Source organism: Pseudochrobactrum algeriensis (assembly GCF_018436245.1).
Taxonomy (GTDB): domain Bacteria; phylum Pseudomonadota; class Alphaproteobacteria; order Rhizobiales; family Rhizobiaceae; genus Pseudochrobactrum; species Pseudochrobactrum saccharolyticum.
The window spans coordinates 3164327-3189642 of sequence record NZ_CP075361.1; the positions used below are offsets into that span (position 1 = coordinate 3164327).

Annotated in this window: 27 protein-coding genes and 2 tRNA genes; 11 read left to right on the plus strand and 18 right to left on the minus strand. The window is 51.5% G+C overall.

Features of this window, described 5'->3' with window-relative positions; translation table 11 throughout:
• Positions 1-14: 14 nt before the first annotated feature.
• The 4 genes from KHQ09_RS16725 to KHQ09_RS16740 all read right to left on the minus strand — a co-directional run bounded on the left by KHQ09_RS16725 (position 15) and on the right by KHQ09_RS16740 (position 3207).
• Complete coding sequence (locus KHQ09_RS16725; RefSeq protein ID WP_213599442.1) at positions 15-764, minus strand: electron transfer flavoprotein subunit beta/FixA family protein; 750 nt, start codon at positions 762-764, stop codon at positions 15-17.
• A 521-nt stretch (positions 765-1285) separates the two neighbouring features.
• Complete coding sequence (locus KHQ09_RS16730; protein ID WP_213599444.1) at positions 1286-1891, minus strand: cob(I)yrinic acid a,c-diamide adenosyltransferase; 606 nt, start codon at positions 1889-1891, stop codon at positions 1286-1288.
• A 35-nt stretch (positions 1892-1926) separates the two neighbouring features.
• On the minus strand, positions 1927-2118 hold the full coding sequence (locus KHQ09_RS16735) for a twin transmembrane helix small protein (RefSeq protein WP_022709359.1): 192 nt from the start codon (positions 2116-2118) through the stop codon (positions 1927-1929).
• A 231-nt stretch (positions 2119-2349) separates the two neighbouring features.
• Positions 2350-3207: an SDR family oxidoreductase gene (locus KHQ09_RS16740; protein WP_151159005.1), complete on the minus strand. Its 858-nt coding sequence runs from the start codon at positions 3205-3207 to the stop codon at positions 2350-2352.
• 169 nt (positions 3208-3376) lie between these two features.
• Between KHQ09_RS16740 and KHQ09_RS16745 the strand changes: the two genes are divergently transcribed.
• Positions 3377-4222: a YihY/virulence factor BrkB family protein gene (locus KHQ09_RS16745; protein ID WP_022709357.1), complete on the plus strand. Its 846-nt coding sequence runs from the start codon at positions 3377-3379 to the stop codon at positions 4220-4222.
• A gap of 53 nt (positions 4223-4275) precedes the next feature.
• Here the strand turns inward: KHQ09_RS16745 and KHQ09_RS16750 are convergent, their stop codons facing one another.
• The gene (locus KHQ09_RS16750) at positions 4276-5307 is read right to left on the minus strand and encodes an aspartate-semialdehyde dehydrogenase (RefSeq protein WP_022709801.1); all 1032 of its coding nucleotides are present in this window, start codon (positions 5305-5307) and stop codon (positions 4276-4278) included.
• 104 nt (positions 5308-5411) lie between these two features.
• Positions 5412-5570: a hypothetical protein gene (locus KHQ09_RS16755; RefSeq protein WP_210215493.1), complete on the minus strand. Its 159-nt coding sequence runs from the start codon at positions 5568-5570 to the stop codon at positions 5412-5414.
• A gap of 360 nt (positions 5571-5930) precedes the next feature.
• Here KHQ09_RS16755 and KHQ09_RS16760 point away from each other — a divergent pair, with 360 nt between their 5' ends.
• Positions 5931-7808, plus strand: coding sequence for an MFS transporter (locus KHQ09_RS16760; RefSeq protein ID WP_213599446.1), 1878 nt, complete (start codon positions 5931-5933; stop codon positions 7806-7808).
• A 77-nt stretch (positions 7809-7885) separates the two neighbouring features.
• On the opposite strand, the gene leuB is transcribed toward KHQ09_RS16760, so the two are convergent.
• The 5 genes from leuB to KHQ09_RS16785 form a co-directional block, all read right to left on the minus strand.
• Positions 7886-8998, minus strand: coding sequence for a 3-isopropylmalate dehydrogenase (gene leuB / locus KHQ09_RS16765; RefSeq protein ID WP_213599448.1), 1113 nt, complete (start codon positions 8996-8998; stop codon positions 7886-7888).
• 388 nt (positions 8999-9386) lie between these two features.
• Entirely contained in the window at positions 9387-9578 is a 192-nt protein-coding gene (locus tag KHQ09_RS16770) for a Trm112 family protein (RefSeq protein ID WP_022709272.1), read from the minus strand.
• 24 nt (positions 9579-9602) lie between these two features.
• Positions 9603-10301, minus strand: coding sequence for an LON peptidase substrate-binding domain-containing protein (locus KHQ09_RS16775; RefSeq protein ID WP_213599450.1), 699 nt, complete (start codon positions 10299-10301; stop codon positions 9603-9605).
• 73 nt (positions 10302-10374) lie between these two features.
• Positions 10375-11442: a thioredoxin gene (trxA, locus tag KHQ09_RS16780; RefSeq protein ID WP_213599452.1), complete on the minus strand. Its 1068-nt coding sequence runs from the start codon at positions 11440-11442 to the stop codon at positions 10375-10377.
• Between the two features lie 140 nt (positions 11443-11582).
• Positions 11583-12098, minus strand: coding sequence for a prolyl-tRNA synthetase associated domain-containing protein (locus KHQ09_RS16785; RefSeq protein ID WP_213599454.1), 516 nt, complete (start codon positions 12096-12098; stop codon positions 11583-11585).
• A 388-nt stretch (positions 12099-12486) separates the two neighbouring features.
• Here KHQ09_RS16785 and KHQ09_RS16790 point away from each other — a divergent pair.
• Positions 12487-12561 (plus strand) — tRNA-Gly (locus KHQ09_RS16790).
• A gap of 202 nt (positions 12562-12763) precedes the next feature.
• A tRNA-Gly gene (locus tag KHQ09_RS16795) sits at positions 12764-12838 on the plus strand.
• Positions 12839-12983: 145 nt separating this feature from the next.
• Here the strand turns inward: KHQ09_RS16795 and KHQ09_RS16800 are convergent.
• From KHQ09_RS16800 to KHQ09_RS16815, 4 genes are read right to left on the minus strand one after another with little or no spacing between them, the layout of a single operon-like run.
• Entirely contained in the window at positions 12984-13832 is an 849-nt protein-coding gene (locus KHQ09_RS16800) for a metal ABC transporter permease (protein ID WP_213599456.1), read from the minus strand.
• Entirely contained in the window at positions 13829-14692 is an 864-nt protein-coding gene (locus KHQ09_RS16805; RefSeq protein ID WP_116088567.1) for a metal ABC transporter permease, read from the minus strand. Before KHQ09_RS16805 ends, KHQ09_RS16800 begins: the two co-directional genes overlap by 4 nt.
• Entirely contained in the window at positions 14692-15585 is an 894-nt protein-coding gene (locus tag KHQ09_RS16810; protein WP_213599459.1) for a manganese/iron ABC transporter ATP-binding protein, read from the minus strand. The genes KHQ09_RS16805 and KHQ09_RS16810 overlap by 1 nt, the downstream gene beginning before the upstream one ends.
• On the minus strand, positions 15585-16505 hold the full coding sequence (locus KHQ09_RS16815; protein WP_272491714.1) for a metal ABC transporter substrate-binding protein: 921 nt from the start codon (positions 16503-16505) through the stop codon (positions 15585-15587). The genes KHQ09_RS16810 and KHQ09_RS16815 overlap by 1 nt, the downstream gene beginning before the upstream one ends.
• Before the next feature lie 133 nt (positions 16506-16638).
• Here KHQ09_RS16815 and irrA point away from each other — a divergent pair, with 133 nt between their 5' ends.
• The 6 genes from irrA (at position 16639) to KHQ09_RS16845 (ending at position 22364) form a co-directional block, all read left to right on the plus strand.
• Positions 16639-17115 (plus strand): iron response transcriptional regulator IrrA, encoded by a 477-nt coding sequence (gene irrA, locus KHQ09_RS16820; RefSeq protein WP_238481676.1) that lies wholly within the window; start codon positions 16639-16641, stop codon positions 17113-17115.
• 143 nt (positions 17116-17258) lie between these two features.
• Positions 17259-18107 (plus strand): metallophosphoesterase family protein, encoded by an 849-nt coding sequence (locus tag KHQ09_RS16825; RefSeq protein WP_213599461.1) that lies wholly within the window; start codon positions 17259-17261, stop codon positions 18105-18107.
• Entirely contained in the window at positions 18107-19288 is a 1182-nt protein-coding gene (locus KHQ09_RS16830; RefSeq protein ID WP_213599463.1) for an ABC transporter ATP-binding protein, read from the plus strand. Before KHQ09_RS16825 ends, KHQ09_RS16830 begins: the two co-directional genes overlap by 1 nt.
• Entirely contained in the window at positions 19281-20213 is a 933-nt protein-coding gene (locus KHQ09_RS16835; protein WP_213599465.1) for a carbohydrate ABC transporter permease, read from the plus strand. Before KHQ09_RS16830 ends, KHQ09_RS16835 begins: the two co-directional genes overlap by 8 nt.
• Positions 20214-20225: 12 nt before the next feature.
• Positions 20226-21047 (plus strand): carbohydrate ABC transporter permease, encoded by an 822-nt coding sequence (locus KHQ09_RS16840; RefSeq protein WP_213599467.1) that lies wholly within the window; start codon positions 20226-20228, stop codon positions 21045-21047.
• Positions 21048-21098: 51 nt separating this feature from the next.
• Positions 21099-22364 (plus strand): ABC transporter substrate-binding protein, encoded by a 1266-nt coding sequence (locus KHQ09_RS16845; RefSeq protein WP_213599469.1) that lies wholly within the window; start codon positions 21099-21101, stop codon positions 22362-22364.
• A gap of 31 nt (positions 22365-22395) precedes the next feature.
• On the opposite strand, the gene KHQ09_RS16850 is transcribed toward KHQ09_RS16845, so the two are convergent.
• Positions 22396-23271: a DMT family transporter gene (locus KHQ09_RS16850; RefSeq protein WP_213599471.1), complete on the minus strand. Its 876-nt coding sequence runs from the start codon at positions 23269-23271 to the stop codon at positions 22396-22398.
• Positions 23272-23371: 100 nt separating this feature from the next.
• Between KHQ09_RS16850 and KHQ09_RS16855 the strand changes: the two genes are divergently transcribed.
• Entirely contained in the window at positions 23372-23872 is a 501-nt protein-coding gene (locus KHQ09_RS16855; protein ID WP_213599473.1) for a YaiI/YqxD family protein, read from the plus strand.
• A gap of 8 nt (positions 23873-23880) precedes the next feature.
• Here KHQ09_RS16855 and KHQ09_RS16860 read toward each other — a convergent pair whose 3' ends face one another.
• Both KHQ09_RS16860 and tlpA read right to left on the minus strand, forming a co-directional pair.
• Positions 23881-24501 carry a LysE family translocator gene (locus KHQ09_RS16860; protein WP_213599474.1) on the minus strand — a complete coding sequence of 207 codons (621 nt, stop codon included), beginning with the start codon at positions 24499-24501 and terminating at the stop codon, positions 23881-23883.
• Positions 24502-24581: 80 nt separating this feature from the next.
• The gene (gene tlpA / locus KHQ09_RS16865; protein WP_213599476.1) at positions 24582-25295 is read right to left on the minus strand and encodes a thiol:disulfide interchange protein TlpA; all 714 of its coding nucleotides are present in this window, start codon (positions 25293-25295) and stop codon (positions 24582-24584) included.
• Between the last annotated feature and the right edge of the window lie 21 nt (positions 25296-25316).

Below are 25316 nucleotides of genomic sequence, written 5' to 3' on the forward strand. Positions count from 1 at the left end.
CCTGTCCTGACCGCTTACAATACGCCTGCTTCGTTTTTGAGCTTGTCAACAAGCTCAGCAACGGAAGCCACTTTCACACCGGCTTTACGACCGGAAGGCTCTTCGGTTTTGAGGTTTTTCAGACGCGGCGCAGTATCAACACCGTAATCAGCCGGTGCCTTCTCATCCAGCGGCTTCTTCTTCGCCTTCATAATATTCGGCAGAGAAGCATAGCGCGGCTGGTTCAGACGCAGGTCGGTCGTGACAATCGCAGGCAGCTTGACTTCAATCGTCTGCAAACCACCGTCAACTTCACGGGTCACATTGGCAGAAGCGTCTGAGAGCTGTACTTCCGAGGCAAAAGTTGCCTGTGCCCAGCCAAGCAATGCAGAAAGCATCTGACCGGTCTGGTTCGCATCATCATCAATCGCCTGTTTGCCGAGAATAACCAGCTTCGGTTCTTCTGCGGCAACAACGCCTTTCAGAATCTTTGCAACGGCAAGCGGCTCGACAGCATCATCGGTTTTCACGAGGATAGCGCGGTCTGCGCCCATCGCCAGAGCGGTACGCAGGGTTTCCTGCGCCTGTGCAGGTCCGATAGACACAACCACAACTTCAGAAACTTTACCGGCTTCTTTAAGTTTCAGCGCTTCTTCAACCGCGATTTCATCAAACGGGTTCATCGACATTTTGACATTGGTCAGCTCAACGCCTGAACCGTCACTTTTCACCCGGATTTTGACGTTGTAATCAACAACCCGCTTAACTGCGACCAGAACTTTCATTCGGTTAAGATCCTCTCCACTTGAGCAGCATTTGCTGCTCTCTTCGACCGGACATAAGCCCTTTTCTTGCCTGTGTCCGCCTGCCTCTTAGTCAGATACAGTTTTAAAGCATGGCCTCATAAACAACTTGCCTGAAGCCGACATACCAAAACTCTATCGCAAACACGCCTGATGCACCGCCAATTTTTGACGGAGATTTCAGAAATTTCATAAGACCGTAATTCTGAACCATAGAGAGGTCAATCATAACCGGCAGAAGGGCTATGAAATATCATCATAACTATCTTCGAAACATGACGGATGATGTCGCAAATATACAAAGATTAACGCGCATTTTGATCTGATCGTAGTGGGATAAGAAATCAGTCCGGTGGACTGATTTCCCCGCGAAGGAGCATACACTTTCCAGAATGCGCTCTAGAGCATGTCGCTTTTAATTCCACCCACTGCGCTCGCTCTATCCTTTGTTTTAACGCATGTCGTTATCGGAAAACCGGTGCCCACTTTTCCGCGACATGCTCTTAGCGTGTCAGCGCCGGTATCCATAAAATATCATCCCGCCCCTGATTATTCGCAATACGGGCAGCCACAAAAAGCAGATCAGACAAACGATTGATATAACGCAGGGCAGCGCCTGAAACCTGCTCATCAGTCTGCGCCGCCAGTGCTACCATGGCACGCTCTGCACGTCGTGCAATCGTTCTGGCCATGTGCAGATGCGCGGCGGCCGGTGAACCACCGGGCAAAATAAAGGAGCGGAGCGGTTCCAGTTGTGCATTCAGCACATCAATTTCCTGTTCCAGCCGGTCAACCTGCTTGTCCACAATCCTCAAAGGCTCATAGCCGAGATCTGCAGCAGTGCCGGAGGCAGGATCTGAAACAGCAGCGGGGGTGGCAATGTCAGCACCGAGGTCAAAAAGATCATTTTGCGCCCTTGTCAGCATAGCATCAACATCCGACAGGATCAGCGCGGTATAAAGCCGTGCCATACCGATCGATGCATTCAGCTCATCAATATCACCACAGGTCACGATGCGCAGATCATCTTTTCTGCGTCGCGGACCGCAGGCCAGACCTGTTGTACCGTCATCACCGGTACGCGTGTAAATTTTATTCAGCTTAACCAAAAATGCCTCACCGGTTACTGCTCATACAAGTGCAATTAGCGGCGGGCAAAATATAATGCACCAACCATCAGCACCACGGCAATGAACTGAAACATAATACGCAGACGCATCAGCTTGTTGGATGTATTGCCATCGCCGTTGCGCATCATATTGCGCAAGCCCAGCAACAGAACAATCGCCACGGCAATCATGGCAATGATCGCTGCAAATTTAAAACCGCTGTCCATTCTTTCCTCCCGATTGCTTTTCAGCAATCCTCCGTCTTTCCCGCTCAATGTGTAACAGAAGCTTTTTGCGGCAGATAGAGCATTTCCCGCAAAAGTGTGTAGCGGTTTTGCGTAAGGACAATGCGACTAAACAGACCAGCATTTCCCGCAAAAGTGCGAAGCGGTTTTACGCAAAAATAATGCGACTAAACAAACCGACATCTCCTGCAAAAAAGCACCTACCGGCTTTCCCTACGACTGATCGGCCAGCATTTTATAAAGCCAGCGTGCAGGCAGCAGGCGTTTGGCAAGTATGCCGAGTTTTGCCGGACGGGTAACCGGATAATGCGGGCGCGGACGATCACTTTCCAGCGCATGCAACAGAACCTCGTAAACAGCATCCGGCCCCAGTTTCACCGAGGATTTCGTGCCACCGCTTTGTAACTTGGCGAATTGCCGCCGGTAATCTTCTGCATGAACAGAATTGTCCATGTCGATATATCTTTGCGCATAGGCCGCGGCATTGGCTGCAAATTTACTGGTAATCGGCCCCGGCTCGATCATAGAAACAGAGATACCGGAACCTTCCAGTTCCATACGCTGCACCAGCATCAGCCCTTCCAATGCAAATTTGGAGGAAACATAAGCTCCGCGCCATTTCATCGGCACCAGACCGAGAATAGACGAACAATGTACCAGACGCCCCTGTTTACGCGCCCGCATTGCAGGGATCAGCCGCTGTGTCAGATCCTGCCAACCGAAGAAATTGGCCTCGAACTGCAAACGCAGTGCCTCCATCGGTAAGTCTTCCACCGCACCCGGTTGTGCATAAGCACCATTGTTAAACAGCGCATCAAGCTGATGATTACACAGATTCAGCACGCTCTCAGCCACAGCGGCAATCGACTCCGGCTCGCAATAATCCAGATAAAAAGCTTCAAAACCCTGTTCCCGCAAATAGGCCAGATCCTGGTCTTTACGGGCAGTGGCAAAAACCCGCCAGCCGCGCTCTTTAAGAGCCTGCGCACAATAGGCACCAATACCGCTGGAACAACCGGTGATTAAAATGGTTCTTTGCTGCGCAGATGGAATTTGCACATTTTTGGCCATATGCTGATCTTTATCCGTTGGTTTGCGGGCTGATATCATTGCAATTCCTGTCCGCAGAGTTTTTATACACGTTGAATTTTTGACTTGTGGTCGGTTATACCACACAAACTTGTAATCAGCTCTGCCACAGACGAAAACGAATGAGCCGAAATAAAGGAATTTTCTGTCTATGCGAAAAATAATCCGTTTCCTCAGACAGACCCTTACCGATGCAATCGGTCATTTTATATCCGATGATGGCTGGGCATTTGCATCCCATATCGCTCTCTCAGGACTGATGGCGCTGTTTCCGTTTCTGATTTTTGCAACAGCACTTGCCAGTTTTCTTGGAGCGGATGCATTTGCCGAGACAGCGGTGCATGTGATTTTTGATACCTGGCCACCCGCCATTGCCGCTCCGATCGCCCGTGAAGTGCAAAATGTTCTGACTATCCCGCGCGGTGACCTCCTGACTCTCAGTGTGATTGCTGCTGCCTATTTTGCCTCCAACGGTGTGGAAGCTTTGCGTGTGGCGCTCAACCGCGCCTATCGCGTGACCGACACCCGCTCTATTCTGTTTTGCCGTGCGCAAAGCCTTGGCTTTGTGATTATCGCCACGCTCAGCATCATGGCCATCAGCTTCCTGCTGGTGCTTGCGCCGCTGGCCATCCGCCTTGCAGAACAATGGGTGCCGGCACTGGAAACCATGTCGATTTCATTCGGCTTCTGGCGCTATGCAATTGCGCTTTCAGTGTTGGTTTTCGGATTATTTGTCGTGCATATCTGGCTGCCGGCCGGACAAAGATCATTGCTGGATATTCTGCCCGGTATTGCGCTGACACTGATTGCATGGCTGGCCGGTGCAACCGCCTTTGCCCGTTATCTTGAAAGTTTTGCCAGCTATGTCACCACCTATGCCGGTCTGGCATCGATCATGGTGGCGATTGTCTTTCTCTATATTATTGCCGCGATTTTCATCATTGGCGCGGAAATCAACGCCGCTATCATGCAATACCGCAATCGCGAGCAACAGTAGGATAATAAAAAGGCGCGGAAACCGCGCCTTTTTATTTATTATTTTCTCAAAAATCAGGCAGCTGATTTCGGCTTGATCAGATTACGCTCCAGCAACAATTCAGCGATCTGAATCGTGTTGAGTGCTGCACCTTTGCGCAAATTATCCGCAACGATCCACATGGAAAGACCGTTTTCCAATGTGATGTCTTCACGGATGCGCGAAATGAATGTTGCGTCTTCGCCAGCGCTTTCATAAGGGGTGATGTAACCACCGTCTTCATGCTTATCAACAACCTGACAACCCGGTGCATCGCGCAGGATATCACGGGCTTCATCAGCGCTGATCGGCTTGTCGAATTCAATATTCACAGCTTCAGAGTGACCGATAAAGACCGGTACACGCACGGCAGTGCAGGAAACTTTGATCTTTGGATCCAGCATTTTCTTGGTTTCCGCCATGACTTTCCACTCTTCTTTGGTGGAGCCGTCTTCCATGAAGGAATCAATATGCGGGATAACGTTGAAAGCAATGCGTTTGGTGAATTTCTGTGCTGTGACAGGATCAGCAACAAAAACCGCGCGGGACTGCTGGAACAGCTCGTCCATACCTTCTTTACCGGCACCGGAAACCGACTGATAGGTTGCAACAACAATACGCTTGATGGTGGCCGCATCATGCAAAGGCTTGAGTGCAACAACGAGCTGGGCAGTCGAGCAATTCGGATTGGCAATGATATTGCGCTTGCGGAAACCGTCAATTGCATCCGGATTGACTTCCGGCACGATCAGCGGCACATCGGCATCATAGCGCCATGCGGAAGAGTTATCGATAACTACGCAACCCTGCGCGCCGATTTTTGGTGACCATTCCTTGGAAATATTACCACCGGCCGACATCAGACAAATGTCAGTATCGGAAAAATCATAGGTGTCGAGCGCTTTAACTTTCAGTGTCTTATCGCCGTAAGACACTTCCGAACCCTGACTGCGGCGGGAAGCAAGTGCCACCACCTCAGAAGCCGGAAAACCACGCTCTTCGAGAATATTGAGCATTTCGCGACCCACATTACCTGTGGCGCCGACAACAGCAACTTTGAAACCCATGTGAAAAATCTCCTGTCCCTCTCCGCTTTCACACCAGAAAACCCGTGGCCACGCAGGTTCTCCGCCCCGGGCCTAACCCGGGAGAGGGTGAGCAGGCCAAGGGATCAGACCGTTTTGGTGGTCGTTTTCGAGGTGATTGTCTTCAGGGCAATCATGGCCGTTTTGGTAATACCGAATGCAGGAGAAGCTACACCCATAGCTCCGCCGCCGGAGAAATCTCCGGAAAATGCTGGCAAAACTGATGGCAAAGCGAGGGATTCCACGCGGTGTCTCCTAATTCACTGCTGCTTTTAACGCGATTTTGCCAAGAGTCAATTGCCGTTTATGTCGTCAAAGCCGCCAAATGTTTAAGAAAATACCAAATTTCCAATAAGCTGCGTTCGCATCCGCGCCGTAAAGAAAAATATTTCACCATTATTATACTAAAGAATACTGACGCAAATCCCGTTTTCAGTTCATTCTGTCTGCGACTGCTTTGCCAGGCGGCAATAGAAACCGCGCGACTGCAGGCACCTCCGGCCACACCGGCCACGAGACGAATTCCGCATATTGAAAGGCTGAGAATAATCAACACCCGGTGGCAATAAGGGAACTGCCGCAGGGTTTATCCGGGAGGACAAATTATGGCAGCAATTGATGGTGCGCGTGAACGCGCCCCTAAAATGACCAAGGAGGAGCGCAAAGTTATTTTTGCCTCGTCGCTTGGTACAGTATTTGAATGGTATGATTTCTATCTCTACGGCTCACTGGCAATTTATATCGGTGCGGCCTTCTTCAGTGAATATCCTGAAACAACCCGTAATATTTTCGCGCTGCTGGCTTTTGCGGCGGGCTTTCTTGTACGCCCGTTCGGCGCGTTGTTCTTTGGCCGTATCGGCGATCTGGTAGGTCGTAAATATACATTCCTTGTCACCATTGTGGTGATGGGACTTTCCACCTTCCTCGTCGGTCTGTTGCCGGGCTCGGCATCAATCGGCATTATCGCACCGATCATTCTGATTGGTCTGCGTATGCTGCAGGGTCTTGCACTTGGCGGTGAATATGGCGGTGCGGCCACTTACGTGGCTGAACATGCACCAAACGGACGCCGCGGTTTCTATACTTCATGGATTCAAACCACAGCGACTTTCGGTCTCTTCCTGTCTCTGGTGGTAATTCTGCTGATCCAGAATTCCATGACAGCTGAAGAATTTGCAGCATGGGGCTGGCGTATTCCGTTCCTGATTTCCGTCGTTCTGCTCGGTATTTCCGTCTGGATCCGTATGCAGATGAGTGAATCCCCTGCTTTCAAGAAAATGAAAGAAGAAGGCAAACAGTCCAAGGCTCCGCTGAAAGAAGCTTTTGGTCAGTGGAAAAACGCCAAGATTGCTCTGATTGCCCTGTTCGGCCTCACCGCCGGTCAGGCTGTGGTCTGGTATTCCGGTCAGTTCTATACGCTGTTCTTCCTGCAAAACGTGCTGAAGGTTGAAAGCATCTCGGCCAATATCATGATTGCTATTGCCCTTCTGATCGCAACCCCGTTCTTCCTGTTCTGGGGCTGGCTGTCGGATAAAGTCGGCCGTAAGCCGATCATTATGGCAGGTCTGGCACTGGCAATCTTCACCTATTTCCCGCTGTTTAAAGCTCTCACAGCAGCCGCCAATCCGGCGCTTGCCCGTGCGGAAGCAACAATCAGCGCAACCATCACCGCAGCACCGGGCGATTGTACTTTCCAGTTCAATCCGGTCGGTACAGCCAAATTCACAACATCCTGTGACGTGGCAACCGCCTTCCTGTCCCGCTCTTCCGTTCCTTATACGGTTGAAACCGGCGCAGCAGGCACACCAGCAAGCGTGAAAATCGGTGAAAGCACCATCACATCCTATGATGCGACCGGTGCGGATGCCGCAACACGTGCACCGGCTTTTGTTCACGATGTGAATCTGGCTCTGCAAAAAGCAGGCTTCCCTCTGGTGCGTAATGCTGCCAAAGTACCGGATGCCAAGCTGGATGCATTTGTTGCCGCCAATCCGGAACTGTCGCTGAACGCAGATACGATCCGCGCCGGTGAATCCGTCAGCATGACAGCCGATCAGATGGTTGCAGCCAAACTGGTTCCGGCGGCTGAAGCCGCAACAATCGGCGAGCAGAAAGTTTACACTATTCCTGATGCAGGCACCTTCAAAATGGTTGCCGATCCGGATGAAGTAAACTGGCCGCTGACCATTCTGATCCTCACCATTCTAGTGATCTATGTGACGATGGTTTATGGCCCGATTGCCGCTATTCTGGTGGAAATGTTCCCGACCCGCATCCGTTATACCGGTATGTCACTGCCTTACCATATTGGTAACGGCTGGTTCGGTGGTCTGCTTCCGGCAACCGTGTTTGCGATGAGCGCTGCCAAAGGTGATATTTATTATGGCCTCTGGTATCCGATCATTATCGCTCTGATGACTTTGATTATCGGTCTGATCTTTGTACGTGAAACCAAAGACCGTGACCTCAATCACGTAGAGTAAAAACTCTGCTGCAAAATAAAACCGCCGGAGCAGCAATGCTCCGGCGGTTTTTTATGATCAATCGGCTACTATAAATGTTAAGCAGACAATGCTTTGAACTTGGCGAGAATTGTGTCACCCATTTCAACAGTGCCGACTTTCTTCGAGCCTTCCGACCAGATATCACCGGTACGGATACCATCATCAAGAACCGCAGCAATCGCAGCTTCCAGACGATCTGCTTCTTCAATCAGGTTGAAAGAATAACGCAGGCACATTGCGAAAGAAGCAATCATTGCAATCGGGTTGGCAATGCCTTTGCCAGCAATATCCGGTGCCGAACCATGTACCGGCTCATACAGCGCTTTGCGTTTGCCTGTTGTTGCATCCGGCGCACCGAGCGAAGCGGATGGCAACATACCAAGCGAACCGGTCAGCATAGCAGCAACGTCAGACAGCATATCACCGAACAGGTTATCGGTTACGATCACGTCGAACTGTTTCGGCCAGCGTACCAGCTGCATACCACCGGCATCCGCCAGCATATGCTCAAGCTGCACATCGGCATATTTTGCTTTATGGGTTGCGGTGACAACTTCGTTCCACAACACGCCGGATTTCATCACATTGCGCTTTTCCATCGAGGTGACTTTGTTGCCGCGTGTCCGCGCCAGTTCAAAAGCCACACCGGCAATGCGCTCGATTTCATAAGTTTCATAAACCTGCGTATCGATACCACGCTTCTGACCATTGCCCAGATCAATGATTTCTTTAGGCTCACCGAAATACACACCGCCGGTCAGTTCGCGAACGATCAGGATGTCCAGACCTTCAACGACTTCCGGACGCAGCGACGAGGCATCAGCCAGTGCCGGATAGCAGATTGCAGGGCGCAGATTGGCAAACAGAGCCAGATCTTTACGCAGACGCAGCAGACCAGCTTCCGGACGCACTTCATAAGGCACGCTGTCCCATTTCGGGCCACCAACAGCACCAAACAACACGGCATCAGCGGCGAGCGCTTTTTCCATATCGCCTTCTGAAATCGCCTGACCATGGGCATCATAGGCGGAACCGCCGACAAGACCTTCCTCTGTCTCGAAGCCGAGGCCTTTTTCTTCATTCAGATAAGTGATGATTTTGCGGACTTCCGCCATTGACTCAGGGCCGATGCCGTCGCCGGGCAGAAGAAACAGTTTTCTGGTCGCCATAATGCCATGCCTTTTTTCAGATCGCCGGACGGTCTGTTCCCGCCAGCGATCTTCTTTAAATTCAGAGCACCCTCCCCCGCAATTAATCTCAAAGGCAAAGCGCTCACGCGAAAAATTCGCGTTATTCATAGCCCAGAATCTCAGAGAGGGGGAAGTGTCAAACGCAAGATTTGACTCATATTTTTGCGATTCTCGCAATAATCCTAAACGGCATGCATTCGGAGCTAACAATGCTACGGACTGCTATGCGACTTAGACGCTTGCCGCTTTTAGGAGACGCACTCTAGAGCGGATTACGTCCAGATTGGATCATAGCGCTCGCTCTAGATTCTTTATTTGGTCGCATTATCACGGGCGTCAAGTTGATCCAACTTGACTGTGAAATGCTCTAATCTAAAGAACGGGCTTCCGATGCCAGCAGAATCGGTATGCCTTCCCGCACCGGATAGGCCAGTTTTGCCTTTTTAGAAATCAGCTCACTGTGCTCGCGGTCATAATCCAGCACGCCCTTGGTCAGAGGGCAAACCAGCAATTCAAGCATTTTCGGATCGATCTGCTTTATACTATCCTGATCATGCATACTTCAGACCCATATATTCTCAGGCTATTGCAAGCCTGAACCATAATCATCGCCGTTGCGTACCAGAGCAATTTCAGTAATCGCGACCAGCGTTTCCGCACGGGTTTTCAGATCAGGCGCTTCCAGCAAAGCCTGTTTTTCCGCCTCACCAAAAGGCGACATCATTGACAGCGCATTGACCAGTGTTTCATTGCCTGCCTTGGCAATGCTTTCCCAATCCGCCTCAAGACCATTGGCTTCGAGATAATCGCGAAAAGCCTGCAACAGCGCTTCACGATCAACCTCTTTTTCGCCCTGCTCTTCTTCGAGATCCTGCAAATAAGGCGTGATCCGCGCCATACGGAACGGATGCGGTACCGGCAGTTCCTCCTCCAGCCGGAAGCGGCAAACGCCCTGCAATGTAATCAGCACACGGCCATCACCGGTTTCGGTATAGGATGTGATACGTCCGAGACAGCCAACTGCACTCAGTTCCGGCCTGTCCGTGCCTTTGGCAGCGCCTTCTTTATCTTGCACCGCAACACCATTGACGATTTGCGGCTGGATAATCCCGATCACACGGTCACCGGCCAAGGCCTCATCAACCATCACCAGATAACGCGGCTCAAAAATATTCAGAGGCATTTGCCCGCGGGGTAAAAGCAGACCGGCTACCAGCGGAAATACAGGAATCACTTCCGGTAAGTCTGACGCTTTTCGGTAATGGACATTGCCCGCCTGCATAAATTCACCTCACATCTCAATACCGGATTACTGTTCCGGTATTGTATCATAATTTAACAATCGTGCCCGCTGCTCAGGAGAATAGCAGCGACGACAATTTACGGCGACCGTTCAAAGTTGCCGGATCTTTAAAGCCCCATGCTTCAAAGAATTGCAGCAATTGCTTGCGCGCACCATCATCATTCCATGTACGATCCGCTTTCATAATCGCCAGAAGACCGTCAGCGGCTTCCTCACGTTTATCCAGCGCATTGGCAATCATCGCCAGATCAAAACGGGCCTGATGGTCGTCCGGATTGGCAGCCAGTCGTGCCTGCAACTCAGCAGGATTGCCGAGATGTGCAACCTGATCTGCCAAAGCGAGACGCGCCTCAACGGCGCGGATTTTCGCATCGTCTTTCTGCTTATCCGGCACCTGAGCAAGCACTTCCCGCGCTTTTTCAAGTTCACCGAGATCAAACAGGCATTCGGCCAGACCGGCAAGAGCGGTCACATTATCCGGCACATTCTGCAAAACCGCGGCATAAATCTGTGCAGCCTGATCCGGTTCGCCATGCTCCTGCATTTCTTGCGCAGCAGCCAGCGCCTCTTCAATCGCAGCCTGAGGGCCGCTTTTTGCACCGGCGCTTTTGGCAACCTTATCAATAAATTCTTTGATTTTGCTTTCCGGCAAAGCGCCCATGAAACCGTCAACCGGCTGACCATTGACGAAAGCAATCACGGCTGGGATCGACTGAATACCCAATTGTCCGGCAATGACCGGATGGTCATCAATATTCATTTTCACCAGCTTGACCGTGCCCTGCGCAGCATTGACAGCGCTTTCAATCAGCGGTGTCAACTGACGGCACGGGCCGCACCACGGCGCCCAGAAATCCACCAGCACCGGCTGATTGCGGGACTCACTGATAACATCCGCTGCAAAGCCCGCAGTCGTTGTATCTTTAATCAAACCGGCTGCGGAATCAGAAGTGCCAAAACCCGCCAGCGATGACAGCGCACCGGCACTGTCTTCAACCTCTGCCGGAGCTGCAGTTTCAGCGGACGTATTATAGGTCACGCTGGTATTACCCTGACCGGAGGCTTGGCCATAAGTTGCCCCGTAAGGGTTACCGCCATAAGGATTATTAGCGCTGTTCATTGTCGTCCCTTAATCCGTTCTTCCCGTAGCCATATTACATCATAAATTCAGCTGACTGCGAGCCATGCTGTAATTATGGCAGAATATAATATCTCTGCCATGTTAATTCGGCATTTTCAGCGGCGCTTTCAAGCCCCGCTTTAAGCCGGAGCTGTTTCTGCAGTGCTGACAGACACTATACGCGCTTCATGTCCGGTGGCTTCCAGAAACTTCAGCAAATCATCACGGTGAATCGAGGTCGTCGCCTCATTGGTCAACGGATGCGCATTGATAATCTCTTGACGCATCAAGGCTTCGTCCAGAATGATGCTGACCTGATGGTGCGTATCATTAATCGCACCGAATGCAGATACGGCACCCGGTATAAGCCCCAGATATTCCATCAGCTTTTCCGGTTTGCCGAAAGAGACCTTACTGGCTGCACCGATCAGCGTATGAATGGTCTTGAGATCAACAACCGCATCTTCTTCAACAGTCACAAGGAAGAAATTGTCTTTCTTGTCTTTCAGAAAAAGATTTTTAGTATGGCCACCGGCAATTTCCCCGCGCAAATTCTGAGAATCGGCAACTGTAAACAGAGGCGGATGTGTAACGGTTTGCACCTTGATCCCGAGCGTATCGAGATAATCATGCAAATCAGCAGCGGTTTTAGGCATTTTTGTCTTCTCCTCCAAAGCAGGCTGCATATCTCTTACAAGACAAGCATAAAAAGCTGCAAGAAAACGACAAAGATATGCGTTTGAAACAAAAATGCCGCCGCTTTCACGACAACAGCCTCAAATTAATGACTGCACCATGCTTCGACTCATTTATTTGCGCTCAAAATATCCTGCTCTCAGGGCTCAAGATCGAATCATTACAAGGATTTATACACCTTAAAACGGTGCTTCCCGATATATCAGGCCATCCAGCCGTGCGAAAAATGCCTGTATTCAGGGCTTATAGAATTATACACAAAACTGTTTGAAGTTTTTGCAGATTTCCTGTTGCAAATCACTCAGGCTTTTGCCATATAGCGCAGGCCTAACCAACAAACTGGCGCGAGCGGGTGTAGCTCAGGGGTAGAGCACAACCTTGCCAAGGTTGGGGTCGAGGGTTCGAATCCCTTCGCCCGCTCCAGTTTGGTTAAGCCTTCAAAAGCCGCGCACTGCGCGGCTTTTTGCTTTTCTGATGCAATTTCTCCGAATTATTGCTACGATAAAGCCACCTCTCAGTTTCGTCTTAAATCCTTTAAAAAAATTACAGATTTTTGCATTTTTCCTGTTGCAAATCACTCAGGCTTTTGCCATATAGCGCAGGCCTAACCAACAAACTGGCGCGAGCGGGTGTAGCTCAGGGGTAGAGCACAACCTTGCCAAGGTTGGGGTCGAGGGTTCGAATCCCTTCGCCCGCTCCAGTTTGGTTAAGTCTTCAAAAGCCGCGCACTGCGCGGCTTTTTGCTTTTCAGATTTCCGCTGCAATATAATTTTCAGCTCAAAAAAATATGGCGCCGCACTCACATGCGACGCCTTGCCTGCAGAGAATCGTTTTCTTGCATGAAGTTAAGAGGAGAAAACCTGTCTCTCCGCACGGGCAACACGGCGACGCGCAATAATAAACGCCGCAATGAACATCAATGTCATCAGCAGAACGATTGTCGGTGCCGGTGCGCTGTCGATAAAGAAGCTGGCATAAACACCAAGCCCAGACGCAGCGACTGCCACAACAACCGCAACAACCAGCATGGAACTGAAATTGCGCGTCAGCAGGAAGGCAATTGCCCCCGGTGCAATCAAAATCGCAATGGCCAGAATGATACCCACCGCTTTCAAAGCACCGACAATAGTCAGCGAGAGAATAGCCAGCAGACCATAATGCAGCAGCCTGACCGGCAGCCCCACAGCCTGTGCCTGCGCCGGATCAAAAGCATGCAGCAACAGATCCCGCCATTTCAGCACCAGCAGACCGGTAACAATGACAGCAATGATTGCTGTTTCAATCATATCCTGCTTGCCGATACCAAGAATGTCACCGAACAGAATATGATCCAGATGCACATCAGACTGCACCTTCACATACATCACCAGTCCGAGGCCGAACATACCGGAGAAGACAACGCCCATAATGGTATCTTGTTTGATCCGGCTGTTTTCTTTCAGAAAACCGGTTGCCAGCGCACAGAACATCCCTGCAACGAAAGCGCCGATCGCCAGCGGAATATTGATGATATAGGCCAGCACCACGCCCGGCAGCACTGCATGGGAAACGGCATCCCCCATCAGCGACCAGCCTTTAAGCACGAGAAAACACGACAATAACGCAGCCGGTATCGCGATCAGCATGGCAATGACCATAGCATTGACCATAAATTCAAAGCGAAACGGCATCATCAGAGTTTCAAACAGGCTCATGACTGCACCTCTGCTTTGAGAGTTTCAGCTGCCCGACGTCTTGCAGCCAGCATACCGTGTTTTGGTGCGAAGAAAAATGCCGCCAGAAAGATCAGTGTCTGCATCACAACGATAATTCCGCCGGTCGCACCATCGAGAAAATAGCTGATATAAGCGCCGGTAAAACTGGTGAGCGTTCCAATGATCACAGCAATCATCAGCAACCGCGGGAAGCGATCTGTCAAAAGATAGGCTGTAGCCCCCGGTGTCACCACCATAGAAATCACCAGAAATGCACCGACTGTCTGCATTGCTGCAACAGTACAGGCCGACAGCAATGTGAAGAAAATCACTTTCAGCACAGTCGGGTTCAAGCCGATAGAACGGGCATGACTTTCATCAAAGAAAGTCACCATCAGGTCTTTCCAGATGAACAGCAGCACGGCCAGTGATACAAAACCGATAATCGCCAGTTGCAGCGTATCCGCTGGTGTAATCGCAAGAATATTGCCAAGCACAATCGTCTGAATGCTGACTGCCGTTGGCTTCAGCGATACCATAAACAGGCCGAGACCAAAGAAAGACGTAAAGATCAGGCCGATAATCGCATCTTCTTTCAGCTTGGTACGCTCATTGAGAAACAGCATCGCGGCTGCAGCCAAGCCACCGGAGAAGAAAGCACCGATCGCAAAAGGCAGGCCAAGCATATAAGCACCCGCCACCCCCGGTACGATGGAGTGAGACAGAGCATCGCCGATCAGCGACCAGCCTTTGAGCATCAGATAGCCGGACAGGAATGCGCACACACCGCCAACCAGCGCCGAAACCCACATGGCATTGATCATATATTGATAGGAGAACGGCTCAAGCAGCAGTTCCATTACTCTGCTCCCTTACCGTGGTTGTCCTGATAGAGCACCAGCGGCCGCTCATCATCAGTCAGAATATTCACCGGATGCGCTTTGCCTTTATCGGCATCATTGAGCACGAAATGGCGCAGAACACCGCCAAAGGTTTTCTCAAGATTGGCCTGCGTAAAGATGGTTTCTGTAGCGCCATAGGCCAGAACCGTGCGGTTCAGCAGCACTGTACGATCACAGAATTCCGGCACACTGCCGAGATTATGGGTCGAGACAAACATCACCCGCCCTTCATCACGCAGATCACGCAACAGCTTGATAATGGCTTCTTCGGTTTTAACATCCACACCGGTAAAAGGCTCATCCAGCAGAATGACTTTGCCATCCTGTGCCAGTGCACGCGCCAAGAATACGCGCTTCTTTTGACCACCGGATAATTCACCAATCTGGCGCTTGCGGAAGTCACTCATGCCAACACGTGCCAGCGCCTCCGTCACGGCCTGATAATCGGCAGGCTTGGCACGGCGCATCATGCCCATATGGCCGTAGCGACCCATCATCACCACATCTTCAACGAGAACCGGAAAATTCCAGTCCACATCTTCCGACTGCGGAACATAGGCTACGAGATTACTCTTAAGTGCCTGCTTCACCGGAAGGCCGAGAATGCGGATATCGCCTTTCGCCAGCCGTACAAAGCCCATCAGGGCTTTAAACAAGGTGGATTTACCGGAACCATTCACACCCACCAGTGCGGTGATTGTGCCGGTCGGAATCTCAAAACTCGCATCACGCAGCGCTGTATGGCCATTGCGATAGGTTACTGTCGCCCCACTGACCATAAGCCCTGCTCCCGCATCGGATGATGCGGGAGACAGAGATGCCTTTGGGAGGACATTAAGCGGGGCATTCATTATTTTGCATCTCCGGATTTAAGGCCCTTCGCAATCGTGTCAGTCGTCACACGAAGCAGGTCGAGATAAGTCGGCACGGCACCGTCCGGCTCTGAAAGCGAGTCCACATACAGAACACCGCCGTAATTCGCGCCGGTTTCAGAAGCGACCTGCTGAGCAGGTGCCGGAGAGATTGTGCTTTCAGAGAAAACCACATTGATATTGTTCTTGCGAACGGCATCAATCACTTTACGCACCTGCTGTGGTGTGCCCTGCTGATCGGCATTGATCGGCCAGAGATAAAGCTCTTTCAGATTGAGATCACGCGCCAGATAACTGAAGGCACCTTCACTGGTCACCAGCCAGCGCTTGTCTTCCGGAATATCTTTCAGTTCATCCTTGATCGGATCAATCAGCGCCTTGAGCTTGGCCTTATAGGCTTCAGCATTGGCCTTATAGGTTTCGGCATTTTTCGGATCATGTTTCATGAAAGCATCGCGAATGTTATCGACATAGATCATACCTGCAGACGGGGACATCCATGCATGCGGGTTAGGCTTGCCGCTATACGGGCCTTCAACAATACCCATCGGCTCAACACCTTCAGACACCACTACACTTGGCACATCTTTCAGATGCTGGAAGAATTTTTCAAACCAGCGCTCAAGATTAAGACCGTTCCAGAAAATCAGCTGTGCGCCTTGCGCCTTCATAATATCGCCCGGTGTCGGCTGATAATCATGAATCTCGGCATTCGGTTTGGTAATAGATTCAACAATCGCAGCATCACCGGCCACATTGCGGGCAATATCCGCAATCACAGTAAAGGTTGTTACTGCCTTGAATTTTTCTTGTGCCGTAGCGGGCACCACCACCAGCGCGGCAGAGAAAGCTGTACCAATAATACCGGCCAGCAGCACGCGCCTCATTTTGCTGAACATCCTCAACTCCTCGATCCATACCAATTTTGTTTATTGCAAATAGAAAATCCTACTTGCAAATGATTGTCAATTGCACTCTTCGTAATGAGTCTGTAATAATTTTGCAAGTGAAAATCATTCGCAACTGAAACTGATGGATTTTACAATGCTGGAAGTGCCTGAAAAACTACGTGCGCAAATGCGTATGCAACGCCTGATACAAATGCAGGATACGTCTCTTATCCGGCCCATTCTGCAAAAGGCTGGCCTGCGCCCTACCCGTCAGCGCCTGATACTCGGGCAATTCCTGCTCAGTGGCCAGCATCAGCATATTTCTGCCGATGAGCTGCACCTGCTCACCATGCAATGTGGCTTCAGCATGTCACTGGCGACCGTCTATAATACGCTCAATCAATTTGCTGAGGCTGGTCTGATCCGCAAAATCTCTGTCAGCGGCCAGCGCACATTTTTTGATACCAATGCCCATAATCATCAGCATTTTTATCTGGAAGATGAAGATCGCATGATTGATATCGGCGGTGTCCCGCTCATGCTTTCACCAGCGCCTCAGGCACCGGCCGGTTATACGATTACCAAAATCGACATTCTGGTGAGCCTGAAGAAAATATAGGCAATGACCGATGTTACAATAGTGTCATCCGCCTGATGTTTGCTTGTCACTTACACAGTGTAGTGAACCCGCATTAGCGGCCTGTGTTCCCCGATTTGAAATACACATCCGCGTTTTTCAAATCTTAATGAGGGAGCAGATCCATGCGGATTGTTCAGATTACCGACACCCATTTCAGCCCGTCCAAAACACATTTTACTAAAAACTGGCAGCCTCTCGCCGAATGGCTGGAAGAAGTTAAGCCGGATCTCGTGATCCATACCGGCGATCTGGCCGTGGATGGTGCGGATTTTGACGACGACCTGACTTATTGCGTCGATCTTTTCAGTGAGTTGAACCTGCCGGTGCTTTGCGTTCCGGGCAATCACGATGTCGGGCATCTGCCTTCCTCCCTGCAACCGGTCAATGATGAGCGCCTTGAGCGCTGGCGTGATCTGGTCGGCCCTGATCGTTGGGTGCATGACCAATCCGGCTGGCGGCTGATCGGCCTCAACAGTCTGCTGATCGGCAGCGGCCATATAGAGGAAGAAGAACAATTCCAATGGCTGGAAGATGTTCTGAACGGTGCCGGTGGCAAACCTGTTGCAATCTTTGCCCATAAACCGCTTTTCGTCGATAGCCCAGATGAAGGCGACAGCGGCTATTGGGGCGCCTCTCCGAAAGATCGCAAACGTCTGATGGATTTATTCAGCGCATATAATGTCCGCCTTTATGCCAGCGGCCATCTGCACCGCGCATGGGCCGGTCATCATCAGGGCATTTCGCTGATCTGGGGGCCTTCATCAGGCTTTATCGTCGGACCAATGGAACGGGATTTGCCGGGCGAGCGTATTGTCGGCGCTGTTATTCACACTCTGACCGATAATGTGCATAGCGAAATCACCGAACTGACGCAGCTGCGCCCTTATCTGCTTGATGACGTGGTGCATGAAGTTTACCCGTCGAGCCACACTGCCGCCATTACCAGCGCCGATGCAACGGAGCAGGCATAATGGCGCATTTCGCACTGAAAAATATCTCCAAATCTTTCGGCGATCAGCACATTCTCAAAGATGTAACGATTGAAGCCGAAGACGGTGAATTCATTGCATTGGTCGGGCCTTCCGGTTGTGGCAAAAGCACAATCCTGCGCATTGCCGCCGGTCTGGAACATGCCGATGACGGTAATATCTGGCTTGGCGGGCGCAATATTACCGCCGCTCATCCTTCAGACCGCAATATCGCAATGGTGTTCCAGTCCTATGCGCTCTATCCGCATCTGACCACGCGGGAGAATATCGCCGTACCGCTGGCCATGCGCGATCTGACCATAACAGAACGCCTGCCACTGATAGGCAACTGGATGCCGGGTCAGGCAGCGAAACGTGCCGCCATTCAGCAACAGGTGCAGGCAACTGCGCAGAGCCTCAAGATCGATCATCTCCTCGATCGCAAGCCTGCGCAAATGTCCGGCGGTCAGCGCCAGCGTGTCGCTCTTGCCCGCGCTATGGTGCGCCAGCCGCAAGTCTTCCTGATGGATGAGCCGCTCTCCAATCTCGATGCCAATTTACGCGTGCATACCCGCGCTGAAATTGTCGATCTGCATCGCCGTGCCGGTGTGCCAAGCCTCTATGTGACTCATGACCAGTCCGAAGCTCTCAGCATGGCCGACCGCGTTGCTGTGATGATCGGTGGCCACCTGCTGCAAATCGATACACCGTCCGAGATTTATAATAATCCACGCCATATCGAAGTTGCCCGCTTTATCGGTAGTCCGAAAATCAATGTGCTGAGTGCCCGCGCCAGCGATCAGGGCATTATTCATTTTGCCGGAAAGCCGATTTTAAATCAGGTTGATATTCACGCTGGTTCTGCACTCAGTGTAGCGATCCGGCCTGAAGATCTGCAAATCCGCCGCGCCCATGAAAAACCTGCGGACAGGACGATCTCAGCCACAGTATCGCGTATTGAATTTCTTGGCTCTGAAGCGCTGATCTATCTCAATGCTCCGGGTGCTCAGGAATTGCTGACTGCGCGATGCAGTCCGGCCATGGCAGCAGATCTGCAACCGGAAATGCCGGTTTTTCTGACTTTTGATCCGCATAAAGCACTGCTGTTTGATACCGAAGGCCAGCGCCTGCGCAAACTTTCTCATACAGTTTCAAGCCGCATCAAGGCAGACAGCCATGTCTGATATTGCGCAAAGCTTTTCCACTGTAATGACAGCGCGTGAGGCAGCCAATGCCGCCCGCAAACGTGAAGAGCGGCTGGCATGGAGGCTGATGGCACCGGCTGTGTCGCTGGTGCTTCTGTTCATTTTACTGCCAACCTTGGCGGTGTTTTATCTCAGCTTCACCAATTTTGAACTCGGCTATGCGGATTATCAGTTCATCGGTCTGGAAAATTACATCGAGCTTTTCAAAGACCGTACCTTCCGTATTTCCCTGCAAAACACCGCACTCTACACGCTGATCGTCACCCCGCTTTCCGTTTTTCTCGGATTAGGTGCAGCTTTGCTGATTGAGAGTGAAACACGTGGCAAAGCCTTTTTCCGTACTGTCTATTTTCTGCCGGTTGCCTCGCTGCTCGTGGCTATGGCCACTGTCTGGCAATATCTGCTGCATCCGACAATGGGGCCGGTCAATGCCATGCTTGGCTTGCTAGGTATCGACGGGCCAAACTGGCTCGGCAGTTCGTCAACTGTGCTGCCAAGTCTTGCCATGATCGGCATCTGGCAATCCGTCGGCTTCAATATGGTTCTGTTTTTGGCTGGCCTTACCGCCATTCCACGCGAGTTATATGCTGCTGCCGAAATGGACGGCGCTAAAAGCGCATGGGAGCGTTTCCGGCTGGTGACATGGCCGCTGCTCGGCCCAACCACACTTTTTGTTCTCACTATCAGTGTCATCAATTCCGTCAAAGTCTTTGAATCGGTCAAAACCCTCACACAAGGCGGGCCGAATAAAGCCTCGGAAGTGCTGCTGCATACGATCTATCAGGAAGGTTTCGTGTTCCTGCGCGTCGGCTATGCCTCCGCCATGACCGTGATTTTCCTCATGGTGCTGATCGTGATGATGTTGCTGCAATATCGCGTGCTTGACCGCCGCGTGCATTATTAAGAGGCGGAAATCATGTCAGTCTTACGTTTTACCCGCCTCGGGATTTTGTCTCTCGGTGCGCTGCTGTTCCTTGTACCCTATATCTGGATGCTCTCCACGGCCGCTAAATCGCAATCGGATATTTTCTCCTCATCGCTCAGCCTCATTCCGCAAAACTGGGCGCTGATCGAAAATATCACCAAGGCCTTTTCCCGTGTACCGATGGGGCAATTGCTGCTCAACGGCGTTCTGGTCTGCGCACTCATTCTGGTCGTGCAGGTCATTATCGCTATCCCTTGCGCCTATGCCATGGCCAAGCTGCGCTTTCGTGCAGCACAGGTGATGATGAGCGCGGTGATGCTCGGCCTGCTGGTGCCGATCCACGCTACGGCTTTGCCGTTCTACTTAGGTTTTGAGCGCACAGGCCTGCTGAACACCTATTTTGCCATCAGCGCACCATTCTTCATCTCGGTATTCGGCATCTTCCTGTTTCTGCAGTTTTTCCGCTCGATGCCGGATGATCTGATTAATGCTGCCCGCCTCGACGGCATGTCGGAAACCGGCATTGTCGCCCGTGTTATTGTACCGAATGCATGGCCTGCGATTACTGCATTCTCGATCTTTTCCGTGGTTGCCCACTGGAATGATCTGTTCTGGCCGCTGATCGTTGTCACCAATATGGACATGGCCACACCGCCTCTGGGGCTGCTGTATTTCCGCGCTGCCGAAGCCGGTGATGACTATGGCGCACTGATGGCTGCCACGCTGATTATCACCCTTCCCCTCGTTCTTGCTTTTCTTGCAGCGCAACGCCGCTTCATTGAGGGCATTACCATGACCGGCCTCAAAGGCTGATCAACCTCACGTCTGTAACGCTCTTCCTCCCAAACATTTACGGAGCCTGTAATGACATTCTTCTCCCGTACTCTGACTGCTGCTGCCCTTTTTTCCGGTCTGTGCAGCACAGCTCTGGCTGAAACCACGCTCAATGTGCATTATCCTATGCCGGGCTTTTTTCAGGACGTGATGGCCAATATTTCCAAGAAATTCACGGAAGAAAATCCGGATATCAAAATCCATTTCGTCAATCCTTCCGCGACCTATGAAGACGGCATTCAGCTGATTATGCGCCAGAACGGCACCGCAGAGCTGCCGGATATCACTTTTACCGGTCTGAACCGTCTGCGCATTTTGAGCGAGCGCAATATCGGCCTTGATCTGAAACCGCTGGTCGAGAAAGAAACTGATTTTGAAGCTCAGGGTTTTACCCAGACTATTCTGAACCTTGCCAAAGTCGGCGACCGTCAGGTTGGTTTGGCTTTCGCCACCTCCAATCCGATCATGTATTACAATGCGGATCTATTTAAAAAAGTCGGCGAGAACCCGGATACGCCTCCGGCAACATGGGATGATGTCATCCGCATCGGCGGCAAGATCAAAGCGCTCGGCAACGGCGTTCAGGGTATCGATTTCCGCTGGCAGGGTGATGAGTGGATGATCTCCGCATTGCTGCTTGGTGCAGGCGGAAGAATGCTGTCAGAAGATGAAAAGCAAGTGACTTTCGGTGATGCAGAGGGGCAAGCTGCATTCAAACTGGTAGATCGCATGGTCAAAGAAGGCGGCCTGCCGGTCTTTACCAAAGAAGCCGGTGAACAGGCCTTTGCTGCGGGCAATGTCGGCTTTGCTTTCCAGACCACCGGTGGCCTGCGCAATACGATTAAAAATGTCGGCGACAAATTCGACATGCGCACCGCTAAAATCCCTCTGCTTAATCCGGAAAAAGGCCGCCTGCCAACCGGCGGTAATGCAGTTGTTATCCTGACATCCGACGACGCGAAAATTGAAGCCGCATGGAAATTTGCCAAATTTGCTGCCGGTCCTTACGGCGCTTCCGTTGTGGTGCCGGGCACCGGCTATGTGCCGAACAATGAACTGGCCGCAAAATCTGACGAATATCTCGGCAAATTCTATGACGAAAACCCGCTATTCAAAGCCGGTCTCAGCCAGATGAATATCATGATCCCTTGGTATGCTTTCCCCGGTTCGAACGGCGTGAAAGTAACCCAGACTATTGTTGATAATCTGTCCCGCGTTGTTGAACAGAAGGCCACACCGGAAGAAGCCCTTGCCGATGCGGCCGATGAAGTGAAAAAGCTGCTGCCGCGCCGCTAATCATATCAAAATAATGATCAGACCGGCAGCTTTAAGCGGCCGGTTTTTTCTTTTGTAAAGTTGCCAGTGCCACACCGAAAGTGGTCAGCACCATACCGGCAATCTGCACCAGCGTCAGCGTTTCTCCAAACAGCAGATAGGCCATAATCGCCGCTGTTCCCGGCACCAGATAGAAGAACGACGCGACTTTTGACACTTCACCCTGCCCGATCAGGATCAGCAGCAGCAAAATCGCACCGATTGACAGAACCAACACAAGCCAGAGCATTGCAAACAGCAATTCCGGCGACCAGATCACCGTCTGCGTTTCGAAAGTCAGCGACAACAAGCCGGTCAGAATACCTGCAGCGATATATTGCACGGTCGTACCGGTTTTCAGGTCAATTTTCACCGCAAAGCGTTTTTGCCATACCGTTCCGATACTGATCGCCATAACCGCTGCCAGTGCCGCACTCAAAGTCGCCGGATTAATCCCACCGGAACTCAACGAAAATTTCGGCGCAACTACCAGCGCCACACCACAGAAGCCGATCAGCAGGCCTAACCATTGCCGTGGCAACACAGTCTCTCGCAGGAAGAGTGCGGCAATCAGCGTGGTAATCAGCGGCTGCAAGCCGGAAACCAGCGCCGTCATCCCCGCAGGCAAGCCATGACGCACTGCCCAGAACACACCGGAGAGATAAATCCCGTGAATGAGACAGCCGACAATCGCGGCGTTCACAAGCCCGCGTTTGTCAGGCCAGCGGGCACCGGTTATCAGTGCCCAAACCGCCAGAATAATAGCAGCAATGAAAAACCGTGCGGTCATAAACCAGAACGGCTCAGCATAGGGCATAGCAAGCCCCGCACCGATAAAACCGGTTGCCCAGAGAAAGACGAATAAAGCAGGGAAATATTTGACTGGCATGATCTGTTCCACGAACTATACAACCGGCTTATCCCTGCCGCCCTGCCTCGCCAAGCGTTAAACGCTTGCCATTCACATTTGGCTTTGTCATGAAGCATGAATGACACACTCCGATGAAAACAAAACCATCTGCATTTATGTCGATGCCGATGCCTGTCCGGTTAAAAACGAGACCTATAAAGTTGCTGAGCGTCATGGCATCAGAACCTTTGTGGTCGCCAACAGCTTCATCGCTATTCCGCGTGATGAACCGCTGATTGAACGGGTGATCGTCCCTGCCGGTCTGGATGTGGCCGATGACTGGATTGCCGAGCGGTCCCGTGCCGGTGCGGTTGTTATCACGGCAGATATTCCGCTGGCACATCGTGCAGTCACCGCCGGTGCTGTTGCACTTGCACCGGACGGCCGCCTGTTCAATGCGGCCAATATCGGCAATATTCTTGCCACCCGCAATCTGATGGATGAACTGCGTTCCGCTAATCCGGTTTCATCCGGCCAATTCGGCGGATCAAAGCCGTTTTCACCCCGTGACCGTTCTGCTTTTCTCTCGGCGCTTGATCTCGCAATTGTGCGGTTGAAGCGTGACAGTTTCACCGCATAACAAAAAAATTACGAAGAGCGCATAGTTGCCGTTGCCACGCCGGCACCGATCAGCAATGTGCCGCCGGTACGGTTGAAAGCACGCAAAATCCGCGGGCTTTTAAACAGTGTGCGCGCACGATGCGCTGCAAAAGCGTAGAGAAACGCATTGCTGAAAGACAGCACCAGAAATGTGGCTTCAAAAATCAGCATCTGCGTCCAGAAATCACCATGCCGGTCGAGAAACTGCGGCAGGAAAGCCACGAAAAACGTAATGCTTTTCGGGTTGAGGGATGTCACCAGCCATGCATGCGCCAGCATTTTCACAGGTGATACATCGGCATCCCGCGCTTCTGCCTGCATCGAGGCACCGGAGCGGAGTAATTTGATACCAAGCCAGATCAGATAGGCAGCGCCAAGCCATTTCACGATTGTAAATATTGTGGCAGAGGCAGCAAGCAATGCACCGATGCCGAGCATCGACAATGTCATAGCCGTAAAGTCACCAAGCGCCACACCGGCGGCCATAGGCATGGCAGTGCGCCAGCCCTGCCCCAAGGCATAGGAAACCACCAATAAAATTGTTGGCCCCGGTATCACCAGCAAAACAATTGATGCAGCCGTGAAGGCAAGCCAGACATCCAGCCCCATAGAAAATCTCCCTTAAGATCTTCAGCAGAGCAGAAAACCCAAATCCTGTAAAATCACATTATACAGGATTTGGCGACCAATCAGTTACGCAGGCTCTTAGCGGTATTCACCAGATTAACAGCGTCCTGCCCCGCCCAGTGTGCTGGTCCGTTCATTGCCGCAATCTGACAACCGGTTTCATCAATCAGCAAAGTTACAGGTAAACCAAAAGCCAAACCTCTGCGTTTCAGATCATTAAAGACCGTCAGACTGGCATCACGATAAAAGCCAAGCTTTTCAACGCCGATTTCGTTGAGAAAATTCTTCGGCTTGGAAATATCGCCGGTGTCGATATTCAGCGCTACGACCTCGAAATCATCACTGCCCTGCTCGGCCTGCAATTTATCCAAAGCAGGCATTTCCTCACGGCACGGCGCGCACCAGCTCGCCCAGAGATTAACCAGCAGGGTCTTGCCCTTCATATCGCCGATGGTAGTTTTGGAGCCATCCGGCGCATCAAATTGCAGATGTGTCAGCAAAGCAGGCTTATCCGATGGCTGCATTCCGGCAACTTCACCGGTTGCAGCAGCGGAGAGTTTAGCTAACTGTTCCTGATTCAACGCACATTTTGCATCCTCTCCGGTACTTACTGCGGCATTACTGGCCGTATTCTCTGTCGGAACAACATTGCCAGGAGGCGGTTCCATCACGTATACCGCAAGGGCACCGGCCAGAAGTCCGGCAATACCGGCGAACAAAATCATCTTCGGGCTGATTGCGCTTTTCGGTTTTGTCTCTTTATTATCTTCGGCCATAATATCGTTCTTTTACTTCAC